Source organism: Paenibacillus whitsoniae (genome assembly GCF_003955665.1).
Lineage (GTDB): Bacteria > Bacillota > Bacilli > Paenibacillales > NBRC-103111 > Paenibacillus_E > Paenibacillus_E whitsoniae.
Genome location: NZ_RXHU01000015.1, coordinates 52,992 through 77,955, shown reverse-complemented (window position 1 = coordinate 77,955; position 24,964 = coordinate 52,992). Strand labels below are relative to the sequence as shown.

Here is a 24,964-nt window from a genome sequence, read left to right as displayed (position 1 = left end):
AGTTGCTATTTTATGGCATCTGCAAGTTAGTTGACTTGCTGCTTGGCAGGAAGCGATGCGATTTTCAGATCCTTACACTTTATATTTACCTGGGGTAATGCCCTCGTATTTCTTAAAACTGCGTATTAACGCATTGCTGTTTAAATACCCGACTTTGACAGCCGCGTCGGAGATATTGAGCTTTTCTTCTTTTAATAATACTTTCGCTTTTTCCAGCCTTACCTTATTGATGTAATCCGGCAAGGTTTCTCCGGTTTGCTCTTTGAAGAGCTTGGACATATAGCTGGGGGTAATCCCCAGATGTTCTGCAATGATCGCAACATTCAAGGTAACTTCTCCATAGTGGCTGTTCACAAACTCCATAATACTCTTGCTCAATTCATAGGAACGATTACCGGTTTTGGCTTGTATGCGGTTACATACGGAGGATAACGTGTTAGTAATTTCCTCCTGCAAATCAGCTATGGTTTCACAGGTAAATAGTTTTTCCACCGGCTCGTCAGCAAATAGTTCTTTTACTGTTTTTACGACTGTACTTGCGAGGTCGAACATGAAATACCTTGTCATCTCTGCAGTGGGAGTGCCGTCAATAAAGTTGGAGTGAATGATGTCATCAAGTAATTGCTTACCCTTCTCAAACTCCCCGGATTTAATACAATTCACTAATTTTTGCTCTTTTTCAAGAGGATAGAAATAATCTCTGACAGTATGTTTCAGACTTTGGAAGCTGATGATCGTTCCGTTGCCGGCAATCAATTTGTATTCCAGGGCTTCTACTGCTTCCTGATAGGCATCTTGCATCCCATGGACACCCGTGTGGGGATCGCTGATCGAAACGGTCAGAGTCATGTTGTAATAGGTGCCGAAAAAATTTTGCAGCTCTTCTGTTATGCTCACCATTTCCTGCACATGATCTTCCGCCTCAGAGTCCTGCAGGTTCACGAGGAATACGATTTTCTCATCAATTTCTGTAACGAAGTTTTTATACCTGTGTCCCAAGAGCTCCTCAAAAACATTGGTGATCACAAAGCTGGGGAGCTTTGACTTCGCTTCAAAATCATCTTCAGCCCCTAAGGAAATCAGCTTGCCTTTCTCTTCTATGGATAAGAGCACTACGATAAACTCGTTGGAGATAAACTGCATGTCAAGCGCGTAAAAGGCATTGTGATGTACCGATATGTTGCCAAATTTTCCCTTTACTAGCTTGTGTAGAAAATCCGCTCTAACGACACTGCTTTGCTGTTTAAGTTTCAGGTTGATTTGTTCCTTTTCTTGAAGTGCATCCTGGATCGCCTCATAAATAAACTGATATTCATTACTGGATCTGTCAAAAGCGTTCTTTACTTTTCCATTTTGGACGACACGAATCAGATTGCGAACTGGATTATAATTGCGCCATGTAAGTAAAACCGATACGGCTCCTCCAAAAATTAAACATAAGATAATGCTGGCTATCATTAATTTTTCTGTAAACTCACTTTTTTCCATCACAATCTCTCGCCGAACAATGGAAACATACTTTAATTTGGATACTTCGGATTTCGTATAGGAGATGATAAACGAATCCTTCCCTTGCCCTTTCACGAGCATCGTATCGCTATCGCCCAGCTCATTCACCTGTAAAATGTCCGATAAATGAAAAGAAGCGGTCGACGCCAGAATGTTGTTATCCCCATCCAAAATAAAAATACTTCCAAACTGCGCCAATTGTATATTTTGAATCATTTCCGTAAAACGCTCTTTATTCAGCAGGATGACGATTGTGGCAAGTGACTTCTCTGAATTGGATATGGGGATTGAACGCATGTAAGCAAGCGATCCGGAATCCTCAGATGAATGTGCCTTATTGTCTAATGAGATGTATCTGCCGCTATACGTATTTTGTAGTGTATGTATCCATTGTTCATACGGGATGCCGTTACTGACAAGAAGAGGGTACATATAATTACTTCTGGAAGCGGCTGTTGAAGAAATCACAGCATCCAAGTTTTTCAGGTACACATAAAAGTTATCTATATAGCCATTCGTGATATTCATCCTTTTGAATTCTTTGACGATCTGGGAAACTTCATACTGCTTGTTATACCAGTTCGTTTCCTGCGAAGTGGCCAGCAATTGAATATCCGGGTTAAATGCGATATCAAAACTTAAACGCTCGGCATCCTTTAAGATGTTGTCCATATTCAGTTGAACTTGTTTCAACATACCCAGATTTGCTCGGTTTGTTTCTTGATCAATGGTCTTCACAGTCACCCAATACACAATTCCCGTGAAAATGATAGGAATGAGCAGAATCAAAATATAGGACAATATTTGGGAGTAAATGATACTGCTTCTCGTATTCAAAACGCGCTTTACATTCATGAGATCCCCCTCAGTATCAGGAATAGTGGAGAGCCAACGTTTCTACATAGTATAAAATACCACAATTTCCCTTGAATCCTATACGGTATTGCATCATTTTCTGGTTTTTGATGATGGTTTTCGCATATTTGATATTGCGTTTTAGGGAATTTGAATACGCATTCTGTTGCATTGTGATTGATCTATGTGGATAGAAAAACTATACTGGCGCTAGCAATTGGAAATCATGAAACTTATTTTAAACGGGGAGGCAACAATGTTGAAACGTAAAAAGACTTTGACCAAGTTCACGACCGGTTCGATCCTGATTGCGCTTTTCTCATCTGTGGTGATGGCAGGATGCAGCGTAGAGGAAAAGGGCGTTGAACCCAAGAACTCGACGCCGACGGATAGTGCAATCCAATTACCTTTTGAGAAACCGGTAAAATTCCGCGTCTGGGAGCCTCTGCCAAGCACGGCGCTTGCGGTTATGAAGAATTATAGCGAATCCGCCCTGAATAAAGAACTGGAGAAGAGATTGAATGTTACCCTCGAGTATATTCATCCTACAGAGGGCTCGGCGAAGGAACAATTTAATCTTATGCTGGCGTCCGGTGATATCCCCGATTTTATTGTCGGCACCTTTGGAGACTACCCGGGAGGAAGGGTGAAAGCCTTCGAAGATGGCATCCTGATCGACATCAAGAATGAAATACCCAAGTATGCACCGGATCTTGCCAAAATCTATAAAGCCTATCCTGATCTGCTAATGGATGTCGAAACAGAGAGTGGACAGCAATTTTATGCCCCTTTCCTCAAAGGTGACGAGAGTATCTACACGTACTTTGGCGGTTACTTGCGCAAGGACTGGTTGAACGAACTGGGACTGCAAGTGCCGGAAACGATTGATGAAATGCATACGGTACTGAAAGCGTTCAAAGAAAAGAAGGGGGCGGCGGCGCCTTTAACTGGAAATGTCGGAAATATTAAAGGCATCTACTTTACAGGAGCCTGGGGGATTAACCAGGATCATTTCATTGAGAATGGCAAGGTTGTCTATGGAGCGATCGACCCTAGGTTTAAAGAGTATGCCAAGACCATGGTGCAATGGTACAAGGAAGGTCTCTTGGATCCTGAATTGGCAACGAATAATTCCAAAACGATTGATGCCAAAATTACCGGCAATCAAGCCGGCGCCACCGTCGGAAACACCGGCTCGGGTCTTGGCAAATACTTGCCGCTGATGAAGAACAAGGATCCCAAATTTGACTTGGTCGCCATGCCATATCCCGTCCTTAACAAAGGTGACTTCAATCCCTTTATGCCGAAGGATGGACCTACGACCGGCGGCGGCGCTTGGAACGTTACAAGCTCAGCTAAGAAACATCTAAAGGAAGCGCTTGCATTTCTGAACTATGGCTATACGAAGGAAGGCTCCATGCTCTATAACTTCGGTATAGAGGGTGTGAGCTATAAGATGGAGAACGGATATCCCAAATATACGGAGCTGGTTACGAATAATCCCAACGGTCAGCCCATTGCAACGATGGGACAGTTTTACGCCCGTGCTTTTAAAGACGGACCTTTCGTACAGGATAAACGATATTTTGAGCAATATATGGCATTGCCCCAGCAGCAAGAATCGTTAAAAACATGGACGAAATATGCCAAGCAGGTGACTAAAGCGAATAAAAACTATAGAGGAACATTGACACCGGACGAGGTTTCTCAAACAGCTACCAAACAAAATGAAATTAACACGTATAAGGATGAAATGTTCCTGAAGTGGCTGATGGGCAAAGAAGATGTGGATGCTACGTGGGATAAATATGTGGAGCAAATCAAAAAACTGGGTATTGAGGATATCAACAAAATTAGGCAGGGTGCTTACGATCGGTTCATTAAAAAATTTCCACAGGCATTAAATCCGCAATCGTTTAATATCAGCGACATCTATAACAAATAGATCATTGAACCGGGGGAAGAAATTCCCCTATTTCACAATACAGGGAGGTTCTGATAGTGCCAGAGGTAACGATGCAGCCACAACAAGTGATACACACGAAGCCAAGCCTCATTCAGGCAATAAAAAAAGATTATAGAAAAAATAAATGGTTGATCTTGATGGCACTGCCCGTAGTAGCCTGGTATATCTTGTTTCACTACGTCCCCATGTATGGCGTCATCATCGCTTTTAAACAGTTTAGTCCTGTAAAGGGCATCTGGGCCAGCAACTGGGTAGGATTAAAACATTTTTATGATTTCTTTAACAGTATCTCCGCCTGGAGGGTCATTCGAAACACCTTACTGATTAATATCTATCAGCTTATCTTTGCTTTTCCGGCGCCCATTATACTGGCGTTGTTGCTGAATGAAATCAAAAGTAAATATTTTAAAAAGACGATTCAAACGGTTACCTATTTACCGCACTTTGTTTCAATGGTCGTCATCTGCGGCATGATCATCGACTTTTTCGCCAAGAGCGGGCTGATTAACGATATTATTGCTTATTTCGGAGGCTCCCGAACGATCTTTCTTGTCGAAGCGGGATGGTTTAGGACCATATATGTAGGTACAGGTATTTGGCAGGGCATAGGCTGGGGGTCCATTATCTATCTCGCCGCCCTCACTGCCATTGACACGGAGCTATATGAAGCGGCAACCATCGACGGTGCTGGAAGGTGGAGACAGTTTAGTCATATTACTCTGCCGGGAATTGCTCCCACCATTGTGATCCTGTTGATCATGAATATTGGACATATGATGAGTGAAGGTTATGAAAAGGTTATTTTGCTATATAATCCCAGCACCTATGAGACTGCGGATATCATTTCATCCTATGTATACCGGCGCGGATTGGTGGAGGCCAATTACAGCTTTAGCGCAGCGGTGGGGCTATTTAACTCTATCGTGAATTTGATTCTAATCGTAGCAGCTAATTATACTAGCCGAAAGGTTAATGAAACCAGTCTGTGGTAAGGAGTGGAAGTTTATGGTTGTCAAAAAGACAGCTGGGGATTACATCTTCGATTCGGTGAATGTTATTTTATTAGCGGCACTAGCTGTGATAACGGCCTATCCGTTTGTTTATGTCATTTTTGCATCTTTAAGCAATGCAGATGAGCTTACAGCTCATAGCGGATTACTGCTGAAGCCATTGGGCTTTAGTTTGAATGCGTATAAAGCTGTGCTAAACAACCCCATCATTTATACCGGGTATATGAATACCCTTTTTATTGTCGTGGTGGGCACCGTTTACAATATTATGATGACATCTATGGGAGCCTTTGTTCTCTCCAGGAAAGATTTTTTCTGGAGAAAGCCAATGACCATTATGATTGTTTTTACCATGTTTTTCGGTGGAGGATTGATTCCCAATTTCCTGTTAGTCAAGAATCTAGGCTTAATGGATACATTATGGGCATTGATCATTCCCGGAGCCATCGGAACCTGGAACCTGATTATCATGCGAACGGCATTTCAGGGAATTCCCGAAAGTTTAATCGAATCCGCCCACATCGACGGGGCACATGATTTTACGATCCTATTCAGAATCATATTGCCGTTAGCTTTGCCAACCATTGCCGTTATGGTGCTTTATTATGGGGTAGGCCACTGGAATGCTTGGTTTGGCGCCATGATTTACTTGAGAAATCGGGATTTATGGCCGTTGCAGCTGGCACTGAGGGAAATTCTGATTTCCAACAGTACGGATGAAATGATGTCCGGAACCGTAGCGCAAGATAGACAGTCAATCGGAGAAACGATCAAATATGCAACCATTATGGTTGCAACACTCCCAATTCTGGCAGCCTATCCCTTCTTGCAGAAGTATTTTGTGAAGGGTGTCATGGTTGGCGCATTAAAAGGTTAAATCGTAGAATATTTCATAAAGGAGTGGCACGAATGAAGCCATATTTTGATGAACACGAGAGCATTTATGCCAAGTTGTATGACCGTACGGATGAGATTCTTGAAACCGTAGCCAATGCCTACATGGGGAGGAATCCCGCGCTTCCATTTGATTTCCGCGGTTTCTCTCGAGAGGGCTTTCTTAAGAATAGGAATGGCAGATATATCATGAATTTGGGGGAGAAACTGCCGGAAGCCAAACCTGGGCAATATGCTTATGTCCTTGGTCTGCTCTGGAGCAACCATGATGGGTGGACGGACTTTGGATTGAACTGCTACGGTCCTGCTACTATTTATATAAACCAGGAATTTCTGTATAGAGCCGATATCAATGAAGAAGTAAATCCCAATACGAAAAAAGGCATTCGTGCGAAGCTGCAAAAAGGTTGGAATTCTGTATGCATTAAGTTTGTCAAGACAGCATCAGGCTTTGGCGGGGTATTTGGTACGCTGCATACCAAATGGAATCCTATGGAGTTTATGTCACCTTTTCAGGAAAGAAGGGGACAGGCGGGCTGGATCTATTCAGATGCAATGAATGCGGACGGCTTCAACGAAGCGCATATTCCGGCATCCACAGACCTGGAGGAGCAATCCGGGATGGATTGGTATCCTGCACTTTCCTGGAATGAAGAAAAAATAAGGTTAAATCCGTGCACGCGGATTTTTGGCAATATCCCCCACAAGGTAGCTTACCTCTGGTCGGAGATTCGTCATTCCAGTGCCAATCCCAAGATGTGCAGTCTGAAGGGGAGTTCTGCAGGGCAGCTGAGGATGTGGCTTGATGGCAATGAGGTGTTTTCAGGGATACTGAAGACATCGGATACGGTGGAATTCAGACTGGATCCGGGGAAGCATGAGCTGCTGGTGGAACTATGTGCTTCGGACAATGGATGGGAGTACGAATTTGACTTTATCCTTGATGGGGAAAAGGTTGCCTTCTCTATTCCCAGAGGTGTCAAAGGGAGTGGTGAACCTTGGCTGTATCTGGGGCCTTTTGACAAGCAGTTGGAGGAGCCGGCGGATAGCATTTGTTCCCTGTACCGTTTGTTTGAACAGGGGGATGATCAATTTTTCTGGCGGCTGGACCGGCCGAATACATGGGTAAGACCTTACTTGGACAATGCGCTGTTCGCTAAGTGGAATTATCCTTTGGGGGTTACGCTTTACGGGCTGCTGCAAACAGGCAGGTTCTTGCAGAAGCAGGGAATTCTCGATTATGCGGTGAACCATATCACCGAATGCACCCGGATCTATAAATATGCGAGATGGGATGCGGAGCAGTACGGCTATCCCTCGGTAAACAATCAATTAGTGGAAATGGATATGCTGGACGACTGCGGATCTTTCGGCTCTGCTGTGCTCGAAGCATACAGCGATTCCCAAGATCCTCATACGCCATATCTAGTTGAACAGATCGCGAATCATATGGCCTATAAACAGGAACGGCTTGAGGACGGTGCCTTCTACCGCATTTGTCTAAACAGCTTCCAGGAGAATACGTTATGGGCTGATGACCTGTATATGAGCACCCCGTTCTTGATCCGCTACTATCAGCTTACGGGGGAAGTCAAATATCTGGATGACGCTGCAAAGCAATTTAATCGGTTTAAAAAGTATCTGTTTATTCCTGAACACAAGATTATGTCCCATGTGTATGACTTTAAGCACAACAAGCCTACGAATGTCCCGTGGGGCCGGGGCAACGGCTGGGTGTTCTTCTCACTGTCGGAGTTGCTGGAGGTAATGCCGGAAACGCACGCGGAGCGGGAGGTCTTGTTGACCTTCTATAATGAGCTTGCCGAAGGATATATGGCTTTGCAGGGAACCAGCGGGCTGTGGCATCAGGTGTTGACGCATCCGGATTCCTACGAGGAAACGTCTTGTACCAGCATGTTTGTTTACGGTTTGTCCAGAGGAGTCCGCCATGGCTGGATCAGGGATGACATGAAGTCCCAAGCGGTTAAGGCAGTGAACAGAGGCTGGGAGGCGTTAATCAAGTATGGAATTGACCGATTCGGCAATGTACACGGGGTGTGCCGGGGTTCCAGATATTCCTTTACACCGGAGTATTATAAAATTGAGCTGAATGCGGTGACAAATGACACACACGGTATAGGCATTGTGTTGCTGGCGGGCATCGAAACAGGCAAGATGTCGAAGTGGTTGCAGCAAGAGGCGGCGTTGCGGTAATAAAAAAACGACGAAGCACACGAAAAAAATGTGTTTCGTCGTTTTTTATTGCCGCAGCAATAGGAGCGGCGCGTTTACAGCCTGCTAGATTTGGCAATGCTTTTACTAGTGAAGCAGTTACCTAAATCAGCGGAGGATGAGAGCGATGGCGATTCTGAAAATACCAACAATCCCTATCAAAATTGCGGAATCTATTGAGAATCTGCGCAGCCAGGGCTGGCAGGATGAAGACTTTTTAAACTTTTCAGGGTATGATGAAGAGAGTCCAGAAGCCCGTATGCTGTATCATTTTTTCCGCAACAACCGGGTGATCTTCGCAGCAGCGATTATCAATCATTATCAGGTCGTGGACACTCCGTAACCGAAAGGACGGTATCCGCCCTGAACCCCTTGCAACAGCCGCGTCAAGTGGAGGAACGCCAAGTCATCTCTTTTGGTGACAAAATGTCATAGAATTTGGAAAACAGTACATAATAAAACCATTAGATCCCCAGGGAGGGAGCGCTATATGGTTTTTTTGTTGTATAGCTTGGTTAGTTTGTTTGCCTATGTATACTTCATGAAATTTCGAAAAAAACATCTTCATTCGTTAGAGATTTTTTTCTACTGGTGCTTAGCTTCTGTACTGATTCAAAACAGGTCAGCCATTTATACGATGAATATTAAAACTGTCGTGATTCCGCAATTAGCTACGTATGAGTTTTCACATCTGCTTATACGCCTAGTGCTGTATCCGTTAGTTACGCTATTATGTCTCAATGAAATCGCCGCCGCTGAATCCAAAATGAAAATATGGGCGATCATCAAATATTCAGCATATTTGCTTGGTTTAGAGTGGATTTCCGATTGGCTAGGCGTATTTAAACACATGAAACCGTATTTATTATGGTCAGGCGTATATTGGCTAGGTTATTTGATTTTGATGATGATGGTTATGAGGATGTTTCGTAGAACATTTTATAAAGGATATCATCAACCATGAATTTTCACATTGATTGGAACGAATGGTTCGTCGTAATATGCTCAGTGATTGCGATGTTAATATTTTTTCTGATACGAAAGCACTTTAACTGGATCACGATCGTCATCATTTGGATGTTTAATGTTGGTTTTGTTGCTACGATTGATTATGGACTTGCAGCAACGCCATTTGAGTTTTATTATTGCGGCGATAATGTATCTTACGAGCCTATTACAGCAATTGCTCATATTTTCATGTATACGCCGTTTTCTTTTATGTTTTTGTTTCTTTATGATGAATGGCATCTACGCGATAAAAAGAATCGAAAGCGTCTTGTGCTTTATTTTATTGGATGGGGCGCATTCTCGGTTTTCTTTGAATGGTTGAACGTTCTGAACGGTTTTATGACATATACGGGCTGGAAGTTGTATTATTCCTTCCCCATGTATCTATTGGCCGCCTTCATTTTATTGAAGGTTTACCATTTCATTGAACATAATTCCCCCTTGCAAAAGAAAGCATAAAAGCCCTGGGAACTGATTCCGAGGGCTTTTCTGTGTTACTATCCCAAATACTCTCCACCATTCACATGAATCGTCTGACCAATGACGTAACGCGATTCCTCCGATGCCAAATATAAATAAATAGGCGCGATTTCGTATGGCTGTGCTGCTTTTTTGATCGGCCCGGGATTATGATAGGACCCATAAAACATATAAAATTCAGGCGGAAGTGATGCAGGGATAAGCGGGGTCCATGTTCGACCAGGAGCTACGGCATTGACTCGAATGCCCCGATCGGCAAGAGAAACCGCCAATGAACGGGTTAGGGCGCTAACGGCACCCTTAGAGGCGGAGTAGCTAGCCATTGCCGGATAGCCTGTGTCCGCTGCAATAGAACTCGTATTGATGATTGCACTGCCCGGCTTTAAATAGGGAAGTACTGCTTTAATAAAATAAAAACAAGCGAATACGTTCGTCTGGAATATCCGCAACAGCTTCTCTGATGCTAGGGTAGCAATATCTTCTTCATAAATCAGTTCAGCCGCGTTATTGATTAAGATATCAACCCGTCCGAATCGGGATAAGGTATACGCTACTACCTCTCTGCAAAATTGTTCATCACTGATATCCCCAGCTATTGTCAAGCAACTGCGGCCCAATTGCCGGACTCTCTCCTGTGTCTCAGAGGCATCCTCGTGTTCATTGAGGTATACGATAGCAATATCCGCGCCTTCTCGGGCAAATAAATAAGCGACCGCCCGACCGATTCCGCTATCTCCCCCTGTAATGATCGCAACCTTATTCTGCAGCTTACCCGAGCTAGCTATTCCCGGCGGTTCCGAAACAGGCCTGGGTATCATCAAATATTCCAATCCAGGCTGTCCGGGCTGATACTGTGGAGGAAACTCGACCGGGACTTCTTCGCATTTCGTTACTCGAGGGTCATGGGATAGCAAGGGGATTTCCTCCGTTTCGGCGTTAACTAGTATCAAATTATTCTTGAGGCCGAATTTGGTGCCCAGGATAATGCTTTTCTCATCCCCATATTAAAAAAAGATAAGCGCCCTTTAGTCACGGTATCCCTATTCTGAAAATACCAACAATCCCTATCAAAATTGCGGAATCTATTGAGAACCTGCGCAGCCAGGGCTGGCAGGATGAAGACTTTTTCAACTTTTCAGGGTATGATGAAGAGAGTCCAGAAGCCCGTATGCTGTATCATTTTTTCCGCAACAACCGGGTGACCTTCGCAGCAGCGATTATCAATCATTATCAGGTCGTGGACACTCCGTAACCGAAAGGACGGTATCCGCCTTGAATACCCTGAAGCAGCCGCGCCAAGCGGAAGTACGCCAAGTGATTTCCTACTTGGAGGAAGTTGATGTACAAACCGGCGAGCGGGAAGTGCTCGCACAATTCGATGATCTGATCGAGGCGCCGAACTGGACGTCCGACGGCCGGCGCCTCATCTATAACAGCAGAGGGCGGCTTTACAGCTTCGACCTCGCCGCACGCCAGAGCACGCGGATCGATTCCGGCTTTGCCAACGCGTGCAATAACGATCATGTGCTGTCGCCGGACCCGGACAACACGCTTATCGCTGTCAGCCATCAGACGGCGGAGGACGGCCTTTCGCGCATTTACGTGCTGCCGCTCGCCGGCGGCAAGCCAACGCTTATCACGCCGATGGCGCCAAGCTACCTGCACGGCTGGTCGCCGGATGGCCTGGAGCTTGCTTATTGCGCCGAGCGGAATGGCAATTACGACATCTACACGATTCCGGTGGATGGAGGTGTAGAGCGCCAGCTCACGGATGTGCCCGGCCTCAATGACGGGCCGGAATACGCGCCGGATGGCCGGCATATTTGGTTTAACTCCACACGCTCAGGCCTGATGCAAGTGTGGCGGATGGGAACCGACGGCAGCGAGCCCACGCAGATGACGTGGGACGAGGACAGCAACAGCTGGTTCCCGCATCTGTCACCGGACGGCAGCATGGTTGCATACCTCGCGTACCGCAAAGGCGACGTCGCTCCGAATGCGCATCCGCCGAACAAAAACGTGGAGATCCGCTTGATGCCGAGCAGCGGTGGTCCGTATCGGACGCTGGTCCAGCTTTTCGGCGGCCAAGGTACGATCAACGTGAACTCGTGGTCCCCCGATGGGCGCAAACTCGCTTTTGTCAGCTATCAATTGAAATCATAATCGCATTCAAGTTGGTTATTACATGCCGCCCTGTATGGGCGGCATTTTATTCATGCTTAGGTACCTGCCGGTGCGGTAAGAGGTGGGCAGATGGATTCCTGCAAATAGGCAGGTATTTTTAGCAAGAAAGATTTTTTCAGCAAAATGCCTGCGAAAAAGCAGTTTTTTTCACGGATTCAGCTCAAAAAGAGGGTTCACGCCAAAAATTCCTGCAAATAGGCAGGTATTGTATCAAATCAGGCTCGGGACGAGAGGAATTCCTGCTTTTTTGCAGGCTTTGAAACGCGATCCGACCCGATCTCCCGACCTGCACAGGCTTCACGCAGTCTCGCCGCTCTCCTAGAAAATAGAAGAGCAACATTGCAAAAACCCCCCTGTGTTATAACTATCGTGTACTTATCAAACAGGAGAGGTGAAGAAGTCATGACGAGATTAACAGGGAAAGTTGCTGTAGTTACGGGAGCAAGCCGGGGGATTGGACGTGCCATTGCCTTACGTTTAGCCCAAGAGGGGGCCTTGGTTGCTGTTCATTATGGCACGAACAAGGAAGCTGCCGAAGAAGTCGTACGGGTTATTGAGCAGAATGGCGGGAATGCATTCACGATTGGAACGAAACTTGGTACTTCCGAAAGCGTTCAGTCATTGTATCAATCCCTGGATGAACAGTTGCAAGTGCGTACAGGTGAGCATCACTTCGATATCCTGGTCAATAACGCAGGGATGGGTCTGGTTGTCCCCATTGAGGATACGACGGAAGAGGCATTCGATGAAGTCATGGCTATCAATGTCAAGATGCCGTTTTCAATGCAATCCAGCCTGGCTTTATCGCCACGGATATGAATGCCGCCATGCTGCAAGATCCTGCCTCCCATCAATATGGCGCTGATTTTTCGATCTTTGGCAGATGGGGGCAGCCTGAAGATGTTGCGGATATCGCTGCTTTTCTGGCTTCTCCCGACAGTCGCTGGGTAACGGGACAATTGCTCGATGCAAGCGGGGGCTCTCATTTATAAAAGTAGAATTTCATTATAGCGATTATCTCACTTGCGGCTCCCTAAAGCGCGAGCTATGGTAAGACTACAGCATGCGTTAACGGAGATCAGGAATGAAACGAGAGGGAGATCGCTTAATGAAAATACTTATTGCAGGAGCAACGGGGCAACTGGGAAATCTGGTTGTCCGGCATCTGCTCCAAAAAGTTCCCGGACATCAGCTTATCGCAATCGTCCGAAATCTTGAAAAAGCTTCTGCCCTTGCTGAGCTTGGGATTAAAGTCCGTCAGGCGGATTATAACGATCCGCAATCGCTGCACGATGCTTTTACACCTGGAGCTAAACTGCTGTTTATCTCAAGTTCGGAGATGGATGATGCCATTCGTATCGTTCAGCATGATAACGTGGTCAAAGCAGCCCAAGATCGCAATATCCGGCATATCGCTTACACCAGCTTCGCCTTTGCTGAGGACAATCCGTTTGCTCGCGTTCATCTGGCTACCGAGCATGCGATTCGGACGACCCCAATTCCTTACACCTTCTTGCGCAATGGCGGTTATGTGGAATTTTTTGTTAACACGCCATCTCTCCAGACTTACATTAAAGACGGGACCATCATTACGAACGCCCATAAGGGCAAAGTGAATGCCGTTAGTCGCAATGATCTGGCTCTGGCAGCGGCAACGGTTCTGACAGAGGATGGGCATGAAAACAAGACATATACGCTTGTTTCCAGTACGCCGTGGAGCTTCGATGAGTTGGCTGCCACGCTGTCGGAGGTGTCCGGTACGAACGTGATCCACAAATCGGTTTCTATGGAAGACCTCAAGCGTCAGCTTGTTCAAGCCGGCATGCCGGAAAGGGCTGCCGAGACAGCCGCTTATATTTATCATACAATTGCGGAAGGACATATGGAGAAAACGACCGATGATTTAGCGTGTCTCATCGGTCGTCATACCTCTTTAAAAGAACTGGTTGCAAGCGCTTTGCAAGCTAGGGAATGAATGCAGCGATAGCGGGTTCGGCGCAAGTATAACAGCGAGGGCCCGCCTCTAATTTAGAGCGACTTGCCCAAAGCGTCGAGCATTTCACCCGTTCCGTGCTCACGGATTTCCGGCGTATCATGTCCGTCGAAAAAGGCTCCTTGCTCGGTAAAAATTAACTTCGTCCCCTCGTCGGTTGGAATCAGCTCAATTGTTGTGAGCGAAGCGGAGATGCGCGTGTCATTGGAATCCAGCGTATAACTGTAGACGATGCGCTGCTCGGGAACAATTTCCTGGTAGCAGGCGTCGAAGGTGAAGATGGGCCCCCCTGGTGGACCTCCCTTGCTGTATTCTTTGCCACCCACTTGAAATTCGAAAATATCGGCTTTTGAGAACCATTTTGCCTTGAGGGCTGGATCGGCCCAGGCCATGTACACCTTCGCTGGCGGCGCTGCATAAGTCCGCTCAACGACGAAGGTCGCGTGTTTGACAAATCGTTCAGTCATGTGTTAATCCTCCTCTGATTGTGTTGCTTCTTTTTCTTCACCGAGAACCTCGCCAAGTACATCCAGACGATACTCCCAGCTTGTCCTTTGTTGGATGACCGGCTTTTCATGGACTGTTTTCATCGCCAGCAGCAGCTGCGTGAAATCTTCAACCTCAAGCGGCGCCTTCCCTTGCATTAACTTGGAGACATGCTGCAACTGCTCTAGAAGCTTTTGCTGCACTTGAATCTGCTCTTTGATTCGGGTCATTTGCAGATTGACGATTTCCAGCGGGGAGATCTGCTTGCCGCCAACGATGGACTTGATCTCCTCCAGGGAAATTCCCAACTCCTTGAGTGACATAATCTGCGTCAGACGCGAGAGATCCCGTTCATTGTACAACCTGTGGCCCGTATCCGTCTGTGCGGATGGTGAGAACAAGCCGATCTGATCGTAGAACCGCAGCGTCCGGACAGTGAGTCCTGTCATTCTGGACAGATCTCCTACTTTCCAATATCGTTCCATCGCAACTCCTTCGTTAGCGCTAACGTTATACCGGTATTGTAACTATAAAAGATGACGTAACGTAAGGTGCAAGAGGAAATTTAAAATAACCTTATTACACAATATACCATAAATTGGATTCCGTTAATCCGCTTTCTCTTTAAAAAAGCAAACTTGTTTAAAGATGCATGGTTTTCTCTCACCTGCCTCCTTATAATGAGAGTAATTCCCATTATATAAATAAAAGGAGGCAGGGAGTAAGGATGGAAAGCACGAGGCTGGATCAGGTTTATTTTCATAATGTGGCGGAGCTCGAGGAGCGGGCCTTTCTGCCGGGGCTTAGGCTCCAGCGGTTTCCGAAGGAAGTGCGCGAGGCGCTGACGGCAAAAGGACGGACCGCAGCCGTTGAGTCCAGCGGTTGCGAGCTGCGGTTCGTAACGGAAGCAAAAGTGTTTCGTCTGACGCTGGCAGCGCAGGAGAAAGACGGCCAGGTGCTCGTCTTCAAAGGCGATTTGTTCCACGCGGCCTACACGCTGAAAGCCGGCGTTTTTACGACGCTGGAGCTCGAGCAGCCCGACCGGTTTGCGGAGGTGCCGGAAGCACTGCTGACGAGTGGGGCATTTTCTCCGCAGGTGTGGCGGGTGTATTTTGAACGGTACAGCGCGGTTGTGGCGGACATCGATACGTTTGGCTATGGGCTAAGGCCGCCACGCCAAGAGGAGATGCCTTCGCTGACGATGCTTGCATACGGCTCATCCATTACGCATGGGGTGGGCGCCATCAGCCATTATAACTGCTATGCGCAGCAAACGGGACGCCGATTAGGTGTTGACGTGCTGAACATGGGGCTCAGCGGCTCCTGCTTCTGCGAACCGGAGGTTGCCCGCCATTTTGCTGTTCGAGAAGATTGGGATTTTGCCTATTTGGAGCTGGGTGTCAATATGCGGGCCGTTGTGCCGGTGGAGGAATTCGAGCGGCGTGTGAACCTCATGCTGGATGGCCTGATAGAGCGGCATCCGACAAAGCCGATTTTTCTGACGACGATTTATCCGAATCGGGCAACGCATTTCTTCGACACTTCACATCCATACGCGGTGGCTGAGCTGGCTTTCAACGATGTGTTGAAGAGATACCGGGAGACGAAGCGGCATGAGAACCTGTTTTTGCTGGATGGGCGGGAAATTATGACGGATTTTACTTCGCTGACGACGGATCTCATTCACCCATCGGAATACGGGCATATGCGGATGGGCGAGCAGCTGGCTTCCTTGCTGGGAGCGACGGTTTCGAAGTTGCGATTAATGAAACGTCGTTCATAGCATGCGTAGAAACAGAAACAGACGGACCCCGCATCGTTTCCGGTTAAATCCGATAAGTCCTTCGATACGTCGAGGGGCTTATTTGCTGTTTCTTTTTGAACATGCGGCTAAAATAAAATGCGTTCTGATAGCCGCACTGCTCCGCGATCGCTTCCAGCGTGTCGTCGGTTTCCACCAGCAGCGCACACGCTTTGCGCAGGCGAATCGTCGTGACGTACGCGATGGGCGACAGCTTGTAGGCGTCCTGGAAACGCCGGGTCAATTGGGAAGCGCTGAGTCCGAGTTCCTGGGCGAGGTGCTGCAAGTTGAGCGACTCATCGAAAGCGTGAAGATCGAGATAGGCCAGGGCTCGCTGGCTGAGGGGATCGAGTTGATCGCGCGGAACCGCCTGGCCGGCCAGCTTGCGTTCCCAATCGATCATCCGGAGCAGGTCTCTCAGAAGATGATTCATGTAGTCTACGTTCGAGGTCTCGGCTTGATTATGCTGCGACACCTGGCGCAAATAGGTGAAGGTCGAGGTGAGGCGCTGCACGTCATTGACCGTGATTTTGCCGGTGGGATGGGGACTGTCGGAGGCGAATTCGATAAAAACAAACGTCAGCGGATCGACCACCCACCGTTTTAAAGGCGTGCCGGGCGGACAAAGAACCAGTTCTCCGGCTTTGATCAGTTTTGTGTCCTCTGCCTCGCCGGCCCCCAGCTGAAAGCAGAAGCTTCCGGACTGCGCAGCGAGAAGTACCCAATGCTCATAGAGATCTTCCCCGAGGTTAAAGGACGTCCGAACTCCACTGAAATAGCTTCGGCAGATCGCGACATTCGGCATGTGGGCTCCTCCTTTTTGATTTCGCAAAAAAGTATATGAATTATCATAAGACGGTGCATGTGAAAAGTAAAGAACTCCGCGTAATATGATACTCATGAAGGGCGCGATAATCAAAAAAGTGAAGGAGAAGATGATCATGCAAAAAATCAACATCCTGTCTTATGAACAATTGGAGAGCTACAAACAGAAGGGCTATCTGGTGCTGCGGAATGTATTCAGCGAGCAGGAGGCGCGCGTGCTGCAAGCGGAGTGCGACAAGCTGCTCACCTTGGAGGCGTACACGACACCGCGCAATGTTCGTGCCGGGCACAAAGGCTATACCGACGGTTCGATCGCAATTGAGCGCCTCGATCCCGTTCATGACATTTCCGCCGTATTTGCGGATTTGGTAAAGGATGAGCGCATTTTGTCTCCGTTGCGGGACATTTACCTGGATGAGCCGAAGCTGTTCAAAGACAAACTGATCTTCAAACTGCCCGGAGCAAAAGGCTACAGCATGCACCAGGACGCTTCGTGGTGGCAGGGCTTCCCGATTGAGGGGCTGATCTCCGTAATGGTGGCGATTGACGGTGCAACGGTGGTTAACGGCGGGTTGGAGCTGTTCCCTGGCTATCACGATCGTCTCCGTTCCACACCGGGCGAGCTGCGCAATATGAATGCAGAGGAGATTGCCGAAATCGACCCGTCTACGGGGGAAATCGTCGAAACGAATCCGGGCGACATCATTCTTTTCCACTCCTTTACGCCGCATCAAAGCGGAGCGAACACGTCGGACCGCAGCCGCAAGCAGCTGTTCCTGACCTACTCGCCGGCGAAGGACGGGGATCTGTACAAGGCGCACTATCAGCACTACAAGCGGTATGCGCTCGCAGGCAAAGATGCGAGTGAGTACTATTTTCTGTAAGGGATGCAGCAAGCGCTGCCGAATGCGTCGGTAGTTGTCGGCGCGCTGCAACACCAAAACGTCCCCATCCGCGACAAGGCGGTGGGGACGTTTTGGTGTTCGGACTTTAGACTTATTTTTACAATTCAACGAGGATTTCTGGTTTAACGCGTAAAGATATATTTTAGGTATTTAAACGATTTCTGTGTTTTTTGCAATGTATTTGAGTATTCAATTTCTTTAAAAGAAATATCTGGAAAGGGTATTTAGAACCAATTAGGTTTAGTTACGAACAAAATTTTACAATAATTTGAATTTTCGATTATTCGACAATATCTTACAAATACATACAAATTATCGGATTTACAAGGGAATTACTGGTTATTATACTGATTTTTGTTGTGCGTGGAGTGAGTTCTATGTTCTTACGCACTTCAAGAAAAAACATGCAGAAAGGGTTTGGTGAAGTGAACTCAAGAAGGAAGTCGCGTTTATGTGCAGTATCTGTTTCATTTGCAGTACTTGTATACTGCATGCTGTTAATTGGAGGTAATGCTGTATGGGCTGCTCCCTACGTAATCCCCTGGGGGAAGCCAACAAGTGCTGACAAAACAGGTGCAACCATTGTCGGTCAAGTTCAAAATCGTGTTCAATCTGGAACCGTCACTAGTGTCACATATTCGGTCTATCAGCCGAAAGTTATGCAAATACAAGCTTCTGTACCAGCACCAACTAATTTGAAAGTTATTTCAAGAGCCAGCGACGCTGTCACACTGAAATGGAGTGAACCTACCGTTACGGCAGGTGTATACGGCTATCATATTTATAATGGCAATGTGCTTCTCGGCGGAATAGGGGCGGAGTACTCAGCCGTTAATGTGAACGGCTTAATGCCAAACACGGTTTATTCCTTTGTTGTTAAAGCTGTAGATGGTCTCGGAAACGAATCTTCCCCGAGTAACAAGGTTGTTATTCTCTTAAATGGCAGTCTCCATTACAACTATGATAGCGCAGGGAGGCTGCAATCCATCACGATTCAACAGACTGGCCAAACGATTCAGTCGTATGTTTACGACGATAACGGTAATTTGCTCAACGTCATTATCCCTTAATTAAAGCAAATTTTACTAAGATAAAGGAGTTTCGTATCCCCTATGAAGAAATGGATATCGCTAACGCTAGTCATCACTTTCGTCTTGTCGCTATTTTTGCCAAGTGCTGAAGCGGCGGGCATTTCCAATCATGGTATACTCTCTAAGAAGATTCAACGCGTCACTCAGAAAAACGAAGAGGCTGTCAAAGAATTCCCAGACGCCAAAGCGGATATTATAACGATTCCTTGGCTCAGCCAAGCTTTTCAGCAAAAAGAAGAGACACTCATTGCTGAGGTAAACAAAGGATATTCCTTACAACAACTATTCCAAGCTTTGCAGCAGTCCAAGGACAACGGACAGTCTCTGGATACGGTCTTGAATGCGATTGCTCCTGAGCCGAGGGAAAAGGATCTGGACATTCATACATCTATTCGCAATGTCGAGAAACAACTTGTGTCCACTTCTGAGAAACTGTCGACTTCGAAGCAGGCGAAAAGCGCATTACCGGAGAGAGCAGCTTCTGTGCGTATTGATGCGGATTCCAAGGTCGTCGAAGGAGAGTCGACGGTTGCAGTCGAGGTCTATCAAGCGAAAAGCTCACCTCTCAAGCAAGCGATGGCATCCAGCGCGAATTCTGCTCCTGAACTTCCGAACTTGGCTTCTACCTATGATGAGGCTGCTGCCAATAAAATGACGTTCCATACGGACAATGCACCTTACAGTGTATCGAACGGCAGCGAACATATCTCTACGGTAGATGGATCGCTGACACTCAACTATACCGATCTTACGCTGCCGGGCAGAAACGGCCTTTCTTTCTCGCTTAATAGGACGTACAACAGTTCGGCTGCCACGTATTTCGATAATGACGTCAAATGGAAGCAGTATCAACGCAAATGGTTCTACCCTGTCGTCCAGCTTTACGTGGACAAGGTAGACCCTTCAACAGGGTTCCGCAGCAGCAGCGGCTTACCACCGGCCTTAATTTACATGGATCCCTATTACTTTCAGTATGACAATATCATTTGGGGTGTTACTCCACCCGCATATTTTGCCTATGAGTATGCCGATGAGACGAATGCGCTTGCATCTGTTCAGAACGAAGTTGCGCAGTATCATAATAACCTGCCCTACTATGCGCCGTGGCAAGGCGGTATAAGCGGGTATGGGAAAGCAATCTGGTACATGAACTATCCTACCGGCCAAGTGATTGAACTTCCATATTTACATGACAACTTGACCGCAGGTTACAAAAATATTCCAAGTCCTGCAGCTAATGATACCCGTTTCCCTCTTGGGAAAGGCTGGTCGTGGGACATTTCTTATATCCGATTTAAAGACAGCAAAAGGTTCATATCCATTGCCGGGTCAGGCACGTATGAAATTTCGGGTTCGAACCAACTTATCGGTTATCCGTGGAAGGATCTCAGTTTTGCACCGGACCCTGCCACCAAGAACGTAAACGGCAAGACTTCCTCTTACGTCTTGAGGTCAACAAATGGGGTATCTCAGTATTTCTCCAGTGATGGAAAACTCATCCAAATTAGCGATAACTACGACAACGCCATCCAGTTTTACTATGCGAATGTTTCTCCCTATGGCGAGGTCTTGGTAAAAGTGACTGATGCGTTGGACAATGCTATTCAGATTGCCTATTCAACGACAGAAGTCACGCTGACCTTGAATGACCAGACGGTTACGTACCACAAAGGTCCATGGGCCGACAAGGAATTTCTCGGTTCAGTGACGGATGCACAAGGAAGAACAACCTCTTATGGATATTCCGGTGCGGAAACGAAATACAACTTGCTGGGCAGCGGCTATGAAGATGGCTCCAACTACAACTTGCTATTAACCCAAGTGGTGCATCCCACACAGGCGCAAACGACGTATACTTATGGCTCCTATCGTAAGTCAATCGGCAGCACAGCCTCCGAGGACACCTGGTTCGTTCAGTCTAGAGAAGACCTCATCGATTATTCGGACGGGACGCAGGTGAAGAGCAACCATAACGACTTCACTTATGGGAATCCTGGCAATTATGGAGTCGATACCACATTTACCAATACGGTTTCGGATGGACTTGTCACGACATCATACACGTTCAATAAAGATTTTATTGATGCCAATACACCGGATGTGTATTACAACACCACAATTACGCAACAATCCGGGACACAAATTGTCACAACCACGAATACCTTTGATGACCCCGCAAAAATGCGTCCAGTCCCACTTGCAACAAGCAAAAGCGTGACGGTTCAGGGAACAACTGGGCAAGCTTTGACATCAAGTGTTACTTACGATGATTACGGAAACGTGCTCACTTCCATCGATCCGCTTGGCGTGACGACGACGTTCACGTATGATGCGCAGCACTTGCTCGCCAGCAGCGCTGCTCCTGTATCCAGCTCATTGACCAAGTACACTGCCTATACGCGTAATGCGCAAGGTAGTATAACGGGCATGACAGTTAGAGAGAACAACGCGAGCGGCGCGATTAAGCAGAATGTGGCCTATGACCTGGATGCCTACGGCAATATCGTTGGTATTAACATTACAGACGATGCTCGCACTGTGCACATTACGAATGAATATGGCGCTGCTTACAACTTCGGTTTTCCAACAAAGCAAATTGCTCAGGTAACCGATGCGGAAGGACAGATTTCAACCATAGCTTCAAATATGGAATACAACAAAGTTACAGGTCAACTGACCACGCTGATTGATGGCCGAGGCAACGCCCTTTCCAATACGTATGACAAGCTCGGTCGTGTCACGAAACAGAGGATGCAGGACAATAGCGAGACCAACATCGTCTACGATGATGTATTAAATAAAATTACTACGACAGATGCACTGGGCAAAATAACCGAAGCGATATTTAATCCTTTTGGCTGGAAAACGGCCGAGACCTTGGGACTGGGCTATGCCACCTATGGCTACGATTCGTATGGCCGGAAGACTTGGGACCAGGATGCCAAAGGTCATCAAACGCAGTATGCCTACGATGCATGGGGACGTCTCACTTCGACTACGCATGCGGATCAATCTGCTTCGTCCGTGCAATATGACGATGTAGCGCAAACGATGACAACGACCGATGAAGAGAACAACACCATACGGGAAGTTCACGATCTGCTTGGCAGAGTGATTCGCAAAGAAGAGATCAAGCCGAACGAAACCATTGTTTTGTCCAGCTATGAATATGATTGGCAAGGCAATCTAACGAAAACAACCGATGCGGCCAATCATTCTACAGTTTACGAGTACGATATTCTGAATCGACTTGTCAGCGCGACCGATGCTGAAGGAAAGGTCACCCGCTATACGTACAGTACAGCGAACAATTTAATTGAAATTCAATACCCCGACGGGCAAAAGACGCAAAAACATTATGACGAGCTAGGACGTCTCATATCTTCAACCAATCCGCTCGGGCAGCAAGAGAAAATGTTCTACGATGCCAACAGCAATTTGATACGCAGCGTAGATGCGAAGAACCAGACAACGACGTACACCTACAACAATCGCAACTTCCTGATGAACAGTTCGACTCCGATGGAGAGCATCTCTTATACGTACGATGTGATGGGCAAGCGTCTTTCGATGACAGACGGAACAGGCACGACACAATACAGCTACTATAATTCAGCCAGATTGCGGGATATTCTCTATCCGGACGGAACTATGCTGGATCTGGAATACGATGTTCAAGATGTATCCATCAAGTATGTGGCTTTCGATTATCGATTGGAATTTGAGTACGACAATCGCAATCGCCTGACTTCCACCCTTATTCAGGGTACCGATCACGTCGAAGGTGATCAATGGTTTGTGTACAATGCAGGGCTTGCTCAGCGGCAGTACAGGAAAAACAGCCAGATTTCTCAGGTGTCCTATCATGGCGGACTATGGACCCAAACGAATACGTACGATGGATTTAATTTATCGTCCATCTCCTATGCCAAAGCCGGTCAATCGCTTTCCTATAGCTATACCTATGATCACAATCGCAACATCATTGGTAAAAATGAGAACGGCGAGAGTTCGTCGTTTACGTATGACCCGCTTCAACGCATTCAAACATCGAGCCAGTTCAATGAAACGTATGCATATGACAATCGTGGCAATCGTCAAGTGCTGACAAGCAGCAGCATGCCCGAGCTTCGCGGTGCGACCTATACCTATGACGACCGCAATCGTCTGACTAGTGCAACGACAGCAAGCGGAGAAACCGTGACGTATCGTTACAACGGGGATGGCTTACTTTTCGAGCGAACAGAGAACGGAGTGACCAGCCGCTACTACTACGATGAACAAGGGAACCTGTTCCGCGAAGGCACTGTGAATGCAAGTGGACAATTCCAACTCAGAGCAAGTTATATTTACGACGGAGGCACACTTGCCGCCAGATTTGATGCTGCAACCCAAACGATGCAGTATTACGTGCGCAACGGGCATGGCGACATCACCGAGCTGACCGATGAACTTGGACAGACCTTAAATGCGTACAGCTATGATATTTGGGGCAATCCGCTGACGATCCAAGAGACGGTTCCGCAGCCGTTCCGTTATTCAGGCGAGTTTTGGGACGACACGACGGGACTTCAATACTTGCGGGCAAGATGGTATGATCCGAGTATGGGGCGGTTTATCAATGAGGACACGTATGAGGGGCAACTGAGCAACCCCCTATCGCTAAATCTTTACACTTATGTAGATAATAACCCATTGACAAGGGTTGATCCAACAGGAAATTCCTACGAAAGAATTGAAGTCCAAACGTTTATAAATATTGCTAGGCTGGAGGGTGCTTCGTCACAAGCCTGGTGGGATGTTCGTTCTACAATGGGGATAGAAGCCAGAAAGAATATATTAAATAGTTTAACTGATAATAACCAGTTTAAATATTTATTTAATATGGCTACTCTCAACCATTATGATCCAAATGAGAATACCCTTGAGAACGCAAATTGGGCACAAGAAGAACTTATTAAAATGTATGATAGTATAACCCAAAATGAAGAAGCGGCAGACAGCGCTATGGGGTTCAGTGGTACAATAAAATTTGTAGGTAAAGCAGCCAGTTTGATTAAAAATGAGATAGGTTTAGTAAAGGCTGCCGAAAAAATGGGGAAAAATCAAATGGTACAGAAAGAGGCCGATGAATTGGTTGCAAAGTTTCTTTCTGGAAATACAAACCCAGGACTTGGAACAAAAAACTTGTTTAAAGATATTTATTACTTAAGGGGTGATGAAGGGGCCAGGGTTTTTTATAGAATGGCAAATGGAGAAATGCAAATACTGGCAAAATCCAGTAAGGCAAATGAAGACAAAGTCATAAAAATACTAACTGATATTTATGGGAGATAGAAGTTATTATGAAGGTACAAAATATTTTTTATCCAACACCATTGTCAAAAATAGTTGATATAGAAAACGATAATATCGACATCTTTGTTGAGCTCGAAGATGGAATGACCTATACTTTAGTAGTTAGTACACCTAAAAACCAACTATGGTACATGGAAAAGGAAGGAATTAACTACATTCCACCGCGGCCACCGGATATTATTGTAAAAAGCATTACGGAAGAAAATATTCAAAATGCTGTGGCGTCTTTTGCAGCAGGAAATGCTTATTGGTTAAAGGTATATTATCTCTCTGGTACAAGAGAAGCAATTTTCGACATTAGAGGACTAGACCAAATGATTGAAACAATAAAGAAAGAGAATGAAGAGTGAAAAATTAATGCCGCTTT

Annotated in this window: 18 protein-coding genes and 1 pseudogene; 14 read left to right on the top strand and 5 right to left on the bottom strand. The window is 46.5% G+C overall.

Annotated elements, in window-relative coordinates; genetic code table 11:
• Positions 1 to 72: 72 nt before the first annotated feature.
• Positions 73 to 2,364 carry a helix-turn-helix domain-containing protein gene (locus EJQ19_RS05055; protein ID WP_126140106.1) on the bottom strand — a complete coding sequence of 764 codons (2,292 nt, stop codon included), beginning with the start codon at positions 2,362 to 2,364 and terminating at the stop codon, positions 73 to 75.
• Between the two features lie 256 nt (positions 2,365 to 2,620).
• Between EJQ19_RS05055 and EJQ19_RS05050 the strand changes: the two genes are divergently transcribed.
• The 6 genes from EJQ19_RS05050 to EJQ19_RS05025 all read left to right on the top strand — a co-directional run bounded on the left by EJQ19_RS05050 (position 2,621) and on the right by EJQ19_RS05025 (position 9,933).
• Positions 2,621 to 4,309, top strand: coding sequence for an extracellular solute-binding protein (locus EJQ19_RS05050; protein ID WP_206438365.1), 1,689 nt, complete (start codon positions 2,621 to 2,623; stop codon positions 4,307 to 4,309).
• Positions 4,310 to 4,380: 71 nt separating this feature from the next.
• Positions 4,381 to 5,322: an ABC transporter permease gene (locus EJQ19_RS05045; RefSeq protein ID WP_126140361.1), complete on the top strand. Its 942-nt coding sequence runs from the start codon at positions 4,381 to 4,383 to the stop codon at positions 5,320 to 5,322.
• A gap of 13 nt (positions 5,323 to 5,335) precedes the next feature.
• Positions 5,336 to 6,217, top strand: coding sequence for a carbohydrate ABC transporter permease (locus EJQ19_RS05040; protein ID WP_126140104.1), 882 nt, complete (start codon positions 5,336 to 5,338; stop codon positions 6,215 to 6,217).
• Positions 6,218 to 6,249: 32 nt separating this feature from the next.
• Positions 6,250 to 8,448, top strand: a complete 2,199-nt coding sequence (locus EJQ19_RS05035; protein WP_126140103.1) for a glycoside hydrolase family 88/105 protein — start codon at positions 6,250 to 6,252, stop codon at positions 8,446 to 8,448.
• A gap of 145 nt (positions 8,449 to 8,593) precedes the next feature.
• Positions 8,594 to 8,809: a hypothetical protein gene (locus EJQ19_RS05030; RefSeq protein WP_126140102.1), complete on the top strand. Its 216-nt coding sequence runs from the start codon at positions 8,594 to 8,596 to the stop codon at positions 8,807 to 8,809.
• Positions 8,810 to 9,426: 617 nt separating this feature from the next.
• Complete coding sequence (locus tag EJQ19_RS05025; RefSeq protein ID WP_126140101.1) at positions 9,427 to 9,933, top strand: hypothetical protein; 507 nt, start codon at positions 9,427 to 9,429, stop codon at positions 9,931 to 9,933.
• A 38-nt stretch (positions 9,934 to 9,971) separates the two neighbouring features.
• On the opposite strand, the gene EJQ19_RS05020 is transcribed toward EJQ19_RS05025, so the two are convergent.
• On the bottom strand, positions 9,972 to 10,868 hold the full coding sequence (locus EJQ19_RS05020) for an SDR family oxidoreductase (protein WP_241242740.1): 897 nt from the start codon (positions 10,866 to 10,868) through the stop codon (positions 9,972 to 9,974).
• Between the two features lie 358 nt (positions 10,869 to 11,226).
• On the opposite strand from EJQ19_RS05020, the gene EJQ19_RS05015 reads away from it, so the two are divergent.
• The 3 genes and pseudogenes from EJQ19_RS05015 (at position 11,227) to EJQ19_RS05005 (ending at position 14,113) form a co-directional block, all read left to right on the top strand.
• Positions 11,227 to 12,117, top strand: coding sequence for a TolB family protein (locus EJQ19_RS05015; RefSeq protein ID WP_126140100.1), 891 nt, complete (start codon positions 11,227 to 11,229; stop codon positions 12,115 to 12,117).
• Positions 12,118 to 12,540: 423 nt separating this feature from the next.
• Positions 12,541 to 13,130: pseudogene (locus EJQ19_RS05010) on the top strand (SDR family oxidoreductase).
• Positions 13,131 to 13,246: 116 nt separating this feature from the next.
• On the top strand, positions 13,247 to 14,113 hold the full coding sequence (locus EJQ19_RS05005; RefSeq protein ID WP_126140099.1) for an SDR family oxidoreductase: 867 nt from the start codon (positions 13,247 to 13,249) through the stop codon (positions 14,111 to 14,113).
• 53 nt (positions 14,114 to 14,166) lie between these two features.
• On the opposite strand, the gene EJQ19_RS05000 is transcribed toward EJQ19_RS05005, so the two are convergent.
• Positions 14,167 to 14,598, bottom strand: coding sequence for an SRPBCC family protein (locus EJQ19_RS05000; protein WP_126140098.1), 432 nt, complete (start codon positions 14,596 to 14,598; stop codon positions 14,167 to 14,169).
• A 3-nt stretch (positions 14,599 to 14,601) separates the two neighbouring features.
• Positions 14,602 to 15,102: a MerR family transcriptional regulator gene (locus tag EJQ19_RS04995; protein ID WP_126140097.1), complete on the bottom strand. Its 501-nt coding sequence runs from the start codon at positions 15,100 to 15,102 to the stop codon at positions 14,602 to 14,604.
• A 242-nt stretch (positions 15,103 to 15,344) separates the two neighbouring features.
• On the opposite strand from EJQ19_RS04995, the gene EJQ19_RS04990 reads away from it, so the two are divergent.
• Entirely contained in the window at positions 15,345 to 16,400 is a 1,056-nt protein-coding gene (locus EJQ19_RS04990; RefSeq protein ID WP_126140096.1) for an SGNH/GDSL hydrolase family protein, read from the top strand.
• A gap of 43 nt (positions 16,401 to 16,443) precedes the next feature.
• Here EJQ19_RS04990 and EJQ19_RS04985 read toward each other — a convergent pair whose 3' ends face one another.
• On the bottom strand, positions 16,444 to 17,223 hold the full coding sequence (locus tag EJQ19_RS04985; protein WP_164716326.1) for a helix-turn-helix domain-containing protein: 780 nt from the start codon (positions 17,221 to 17,223) through the stop codon (positions 16,444 to 16,446).
• 136 nt (positions 17,224 to 17,359) lie between these two features.
• On the opposite strand from EJQ19_RS04985, the gene EJQ19_RS04980 reads away from it, so the two are divergent.
• From EJQ19_RS04980 to EJQ19_RS04965, 4 genes are all read left to right on the top strand, one after another.
• Positions 17,360 to 18,127, top strand: coding sequence for a phytanoyl-CoA dioxygenase family protein (locus tag EJQ19_RS04980; protein WP_164716325.1), 768 nt, complete (start codon positions 17,360 to 17,362; stop codon positions 18,125 to 18,127).
• A gap of 398 nt (positions 18,128 to 18,525) precedes the next feature.
• Complete coding sequence (locus tag EJQ19_RS04975) at positions 18,526 to 19,218, top strand: fibronectin type III domain-containing protein (RefSeq protein ID WP_126140093.1); 693 nt, start codon at positions 18,526 to 18,528, stop codon at positions 19,216 to 19,218.
• Between the two features lie 42 nt (positions 19,219 to 19,260).
• On the top strand, positions 19,261 to 24,576 hold the full coding sequence (locus EJQ19_RS04970; RefSeq protein WP_126140092.1) for an RHS repeat-associated core domain-containing protein: 5,316 nt from the start codon (positions 19,261 to 19,263) through the stop codon (positions 24,574 to 24,576).
• An 8-nt stretch (positions 24,577 to 24,584) separates the two neighbouring features.
• On the top strand, positions 24,585 to 24,947 hold the full coding sequence (locus EJQ19_RS04965; protein WP_126140091.1) for a hypothetical protein: 363 nt from the start codon (positions 24,585 to 24,587) through the stop codon (positions 24,945 to 24,947).
• The last annotated feature ends 17 nt before the right edge of the window (positions 24,948 to 24,964 follow it).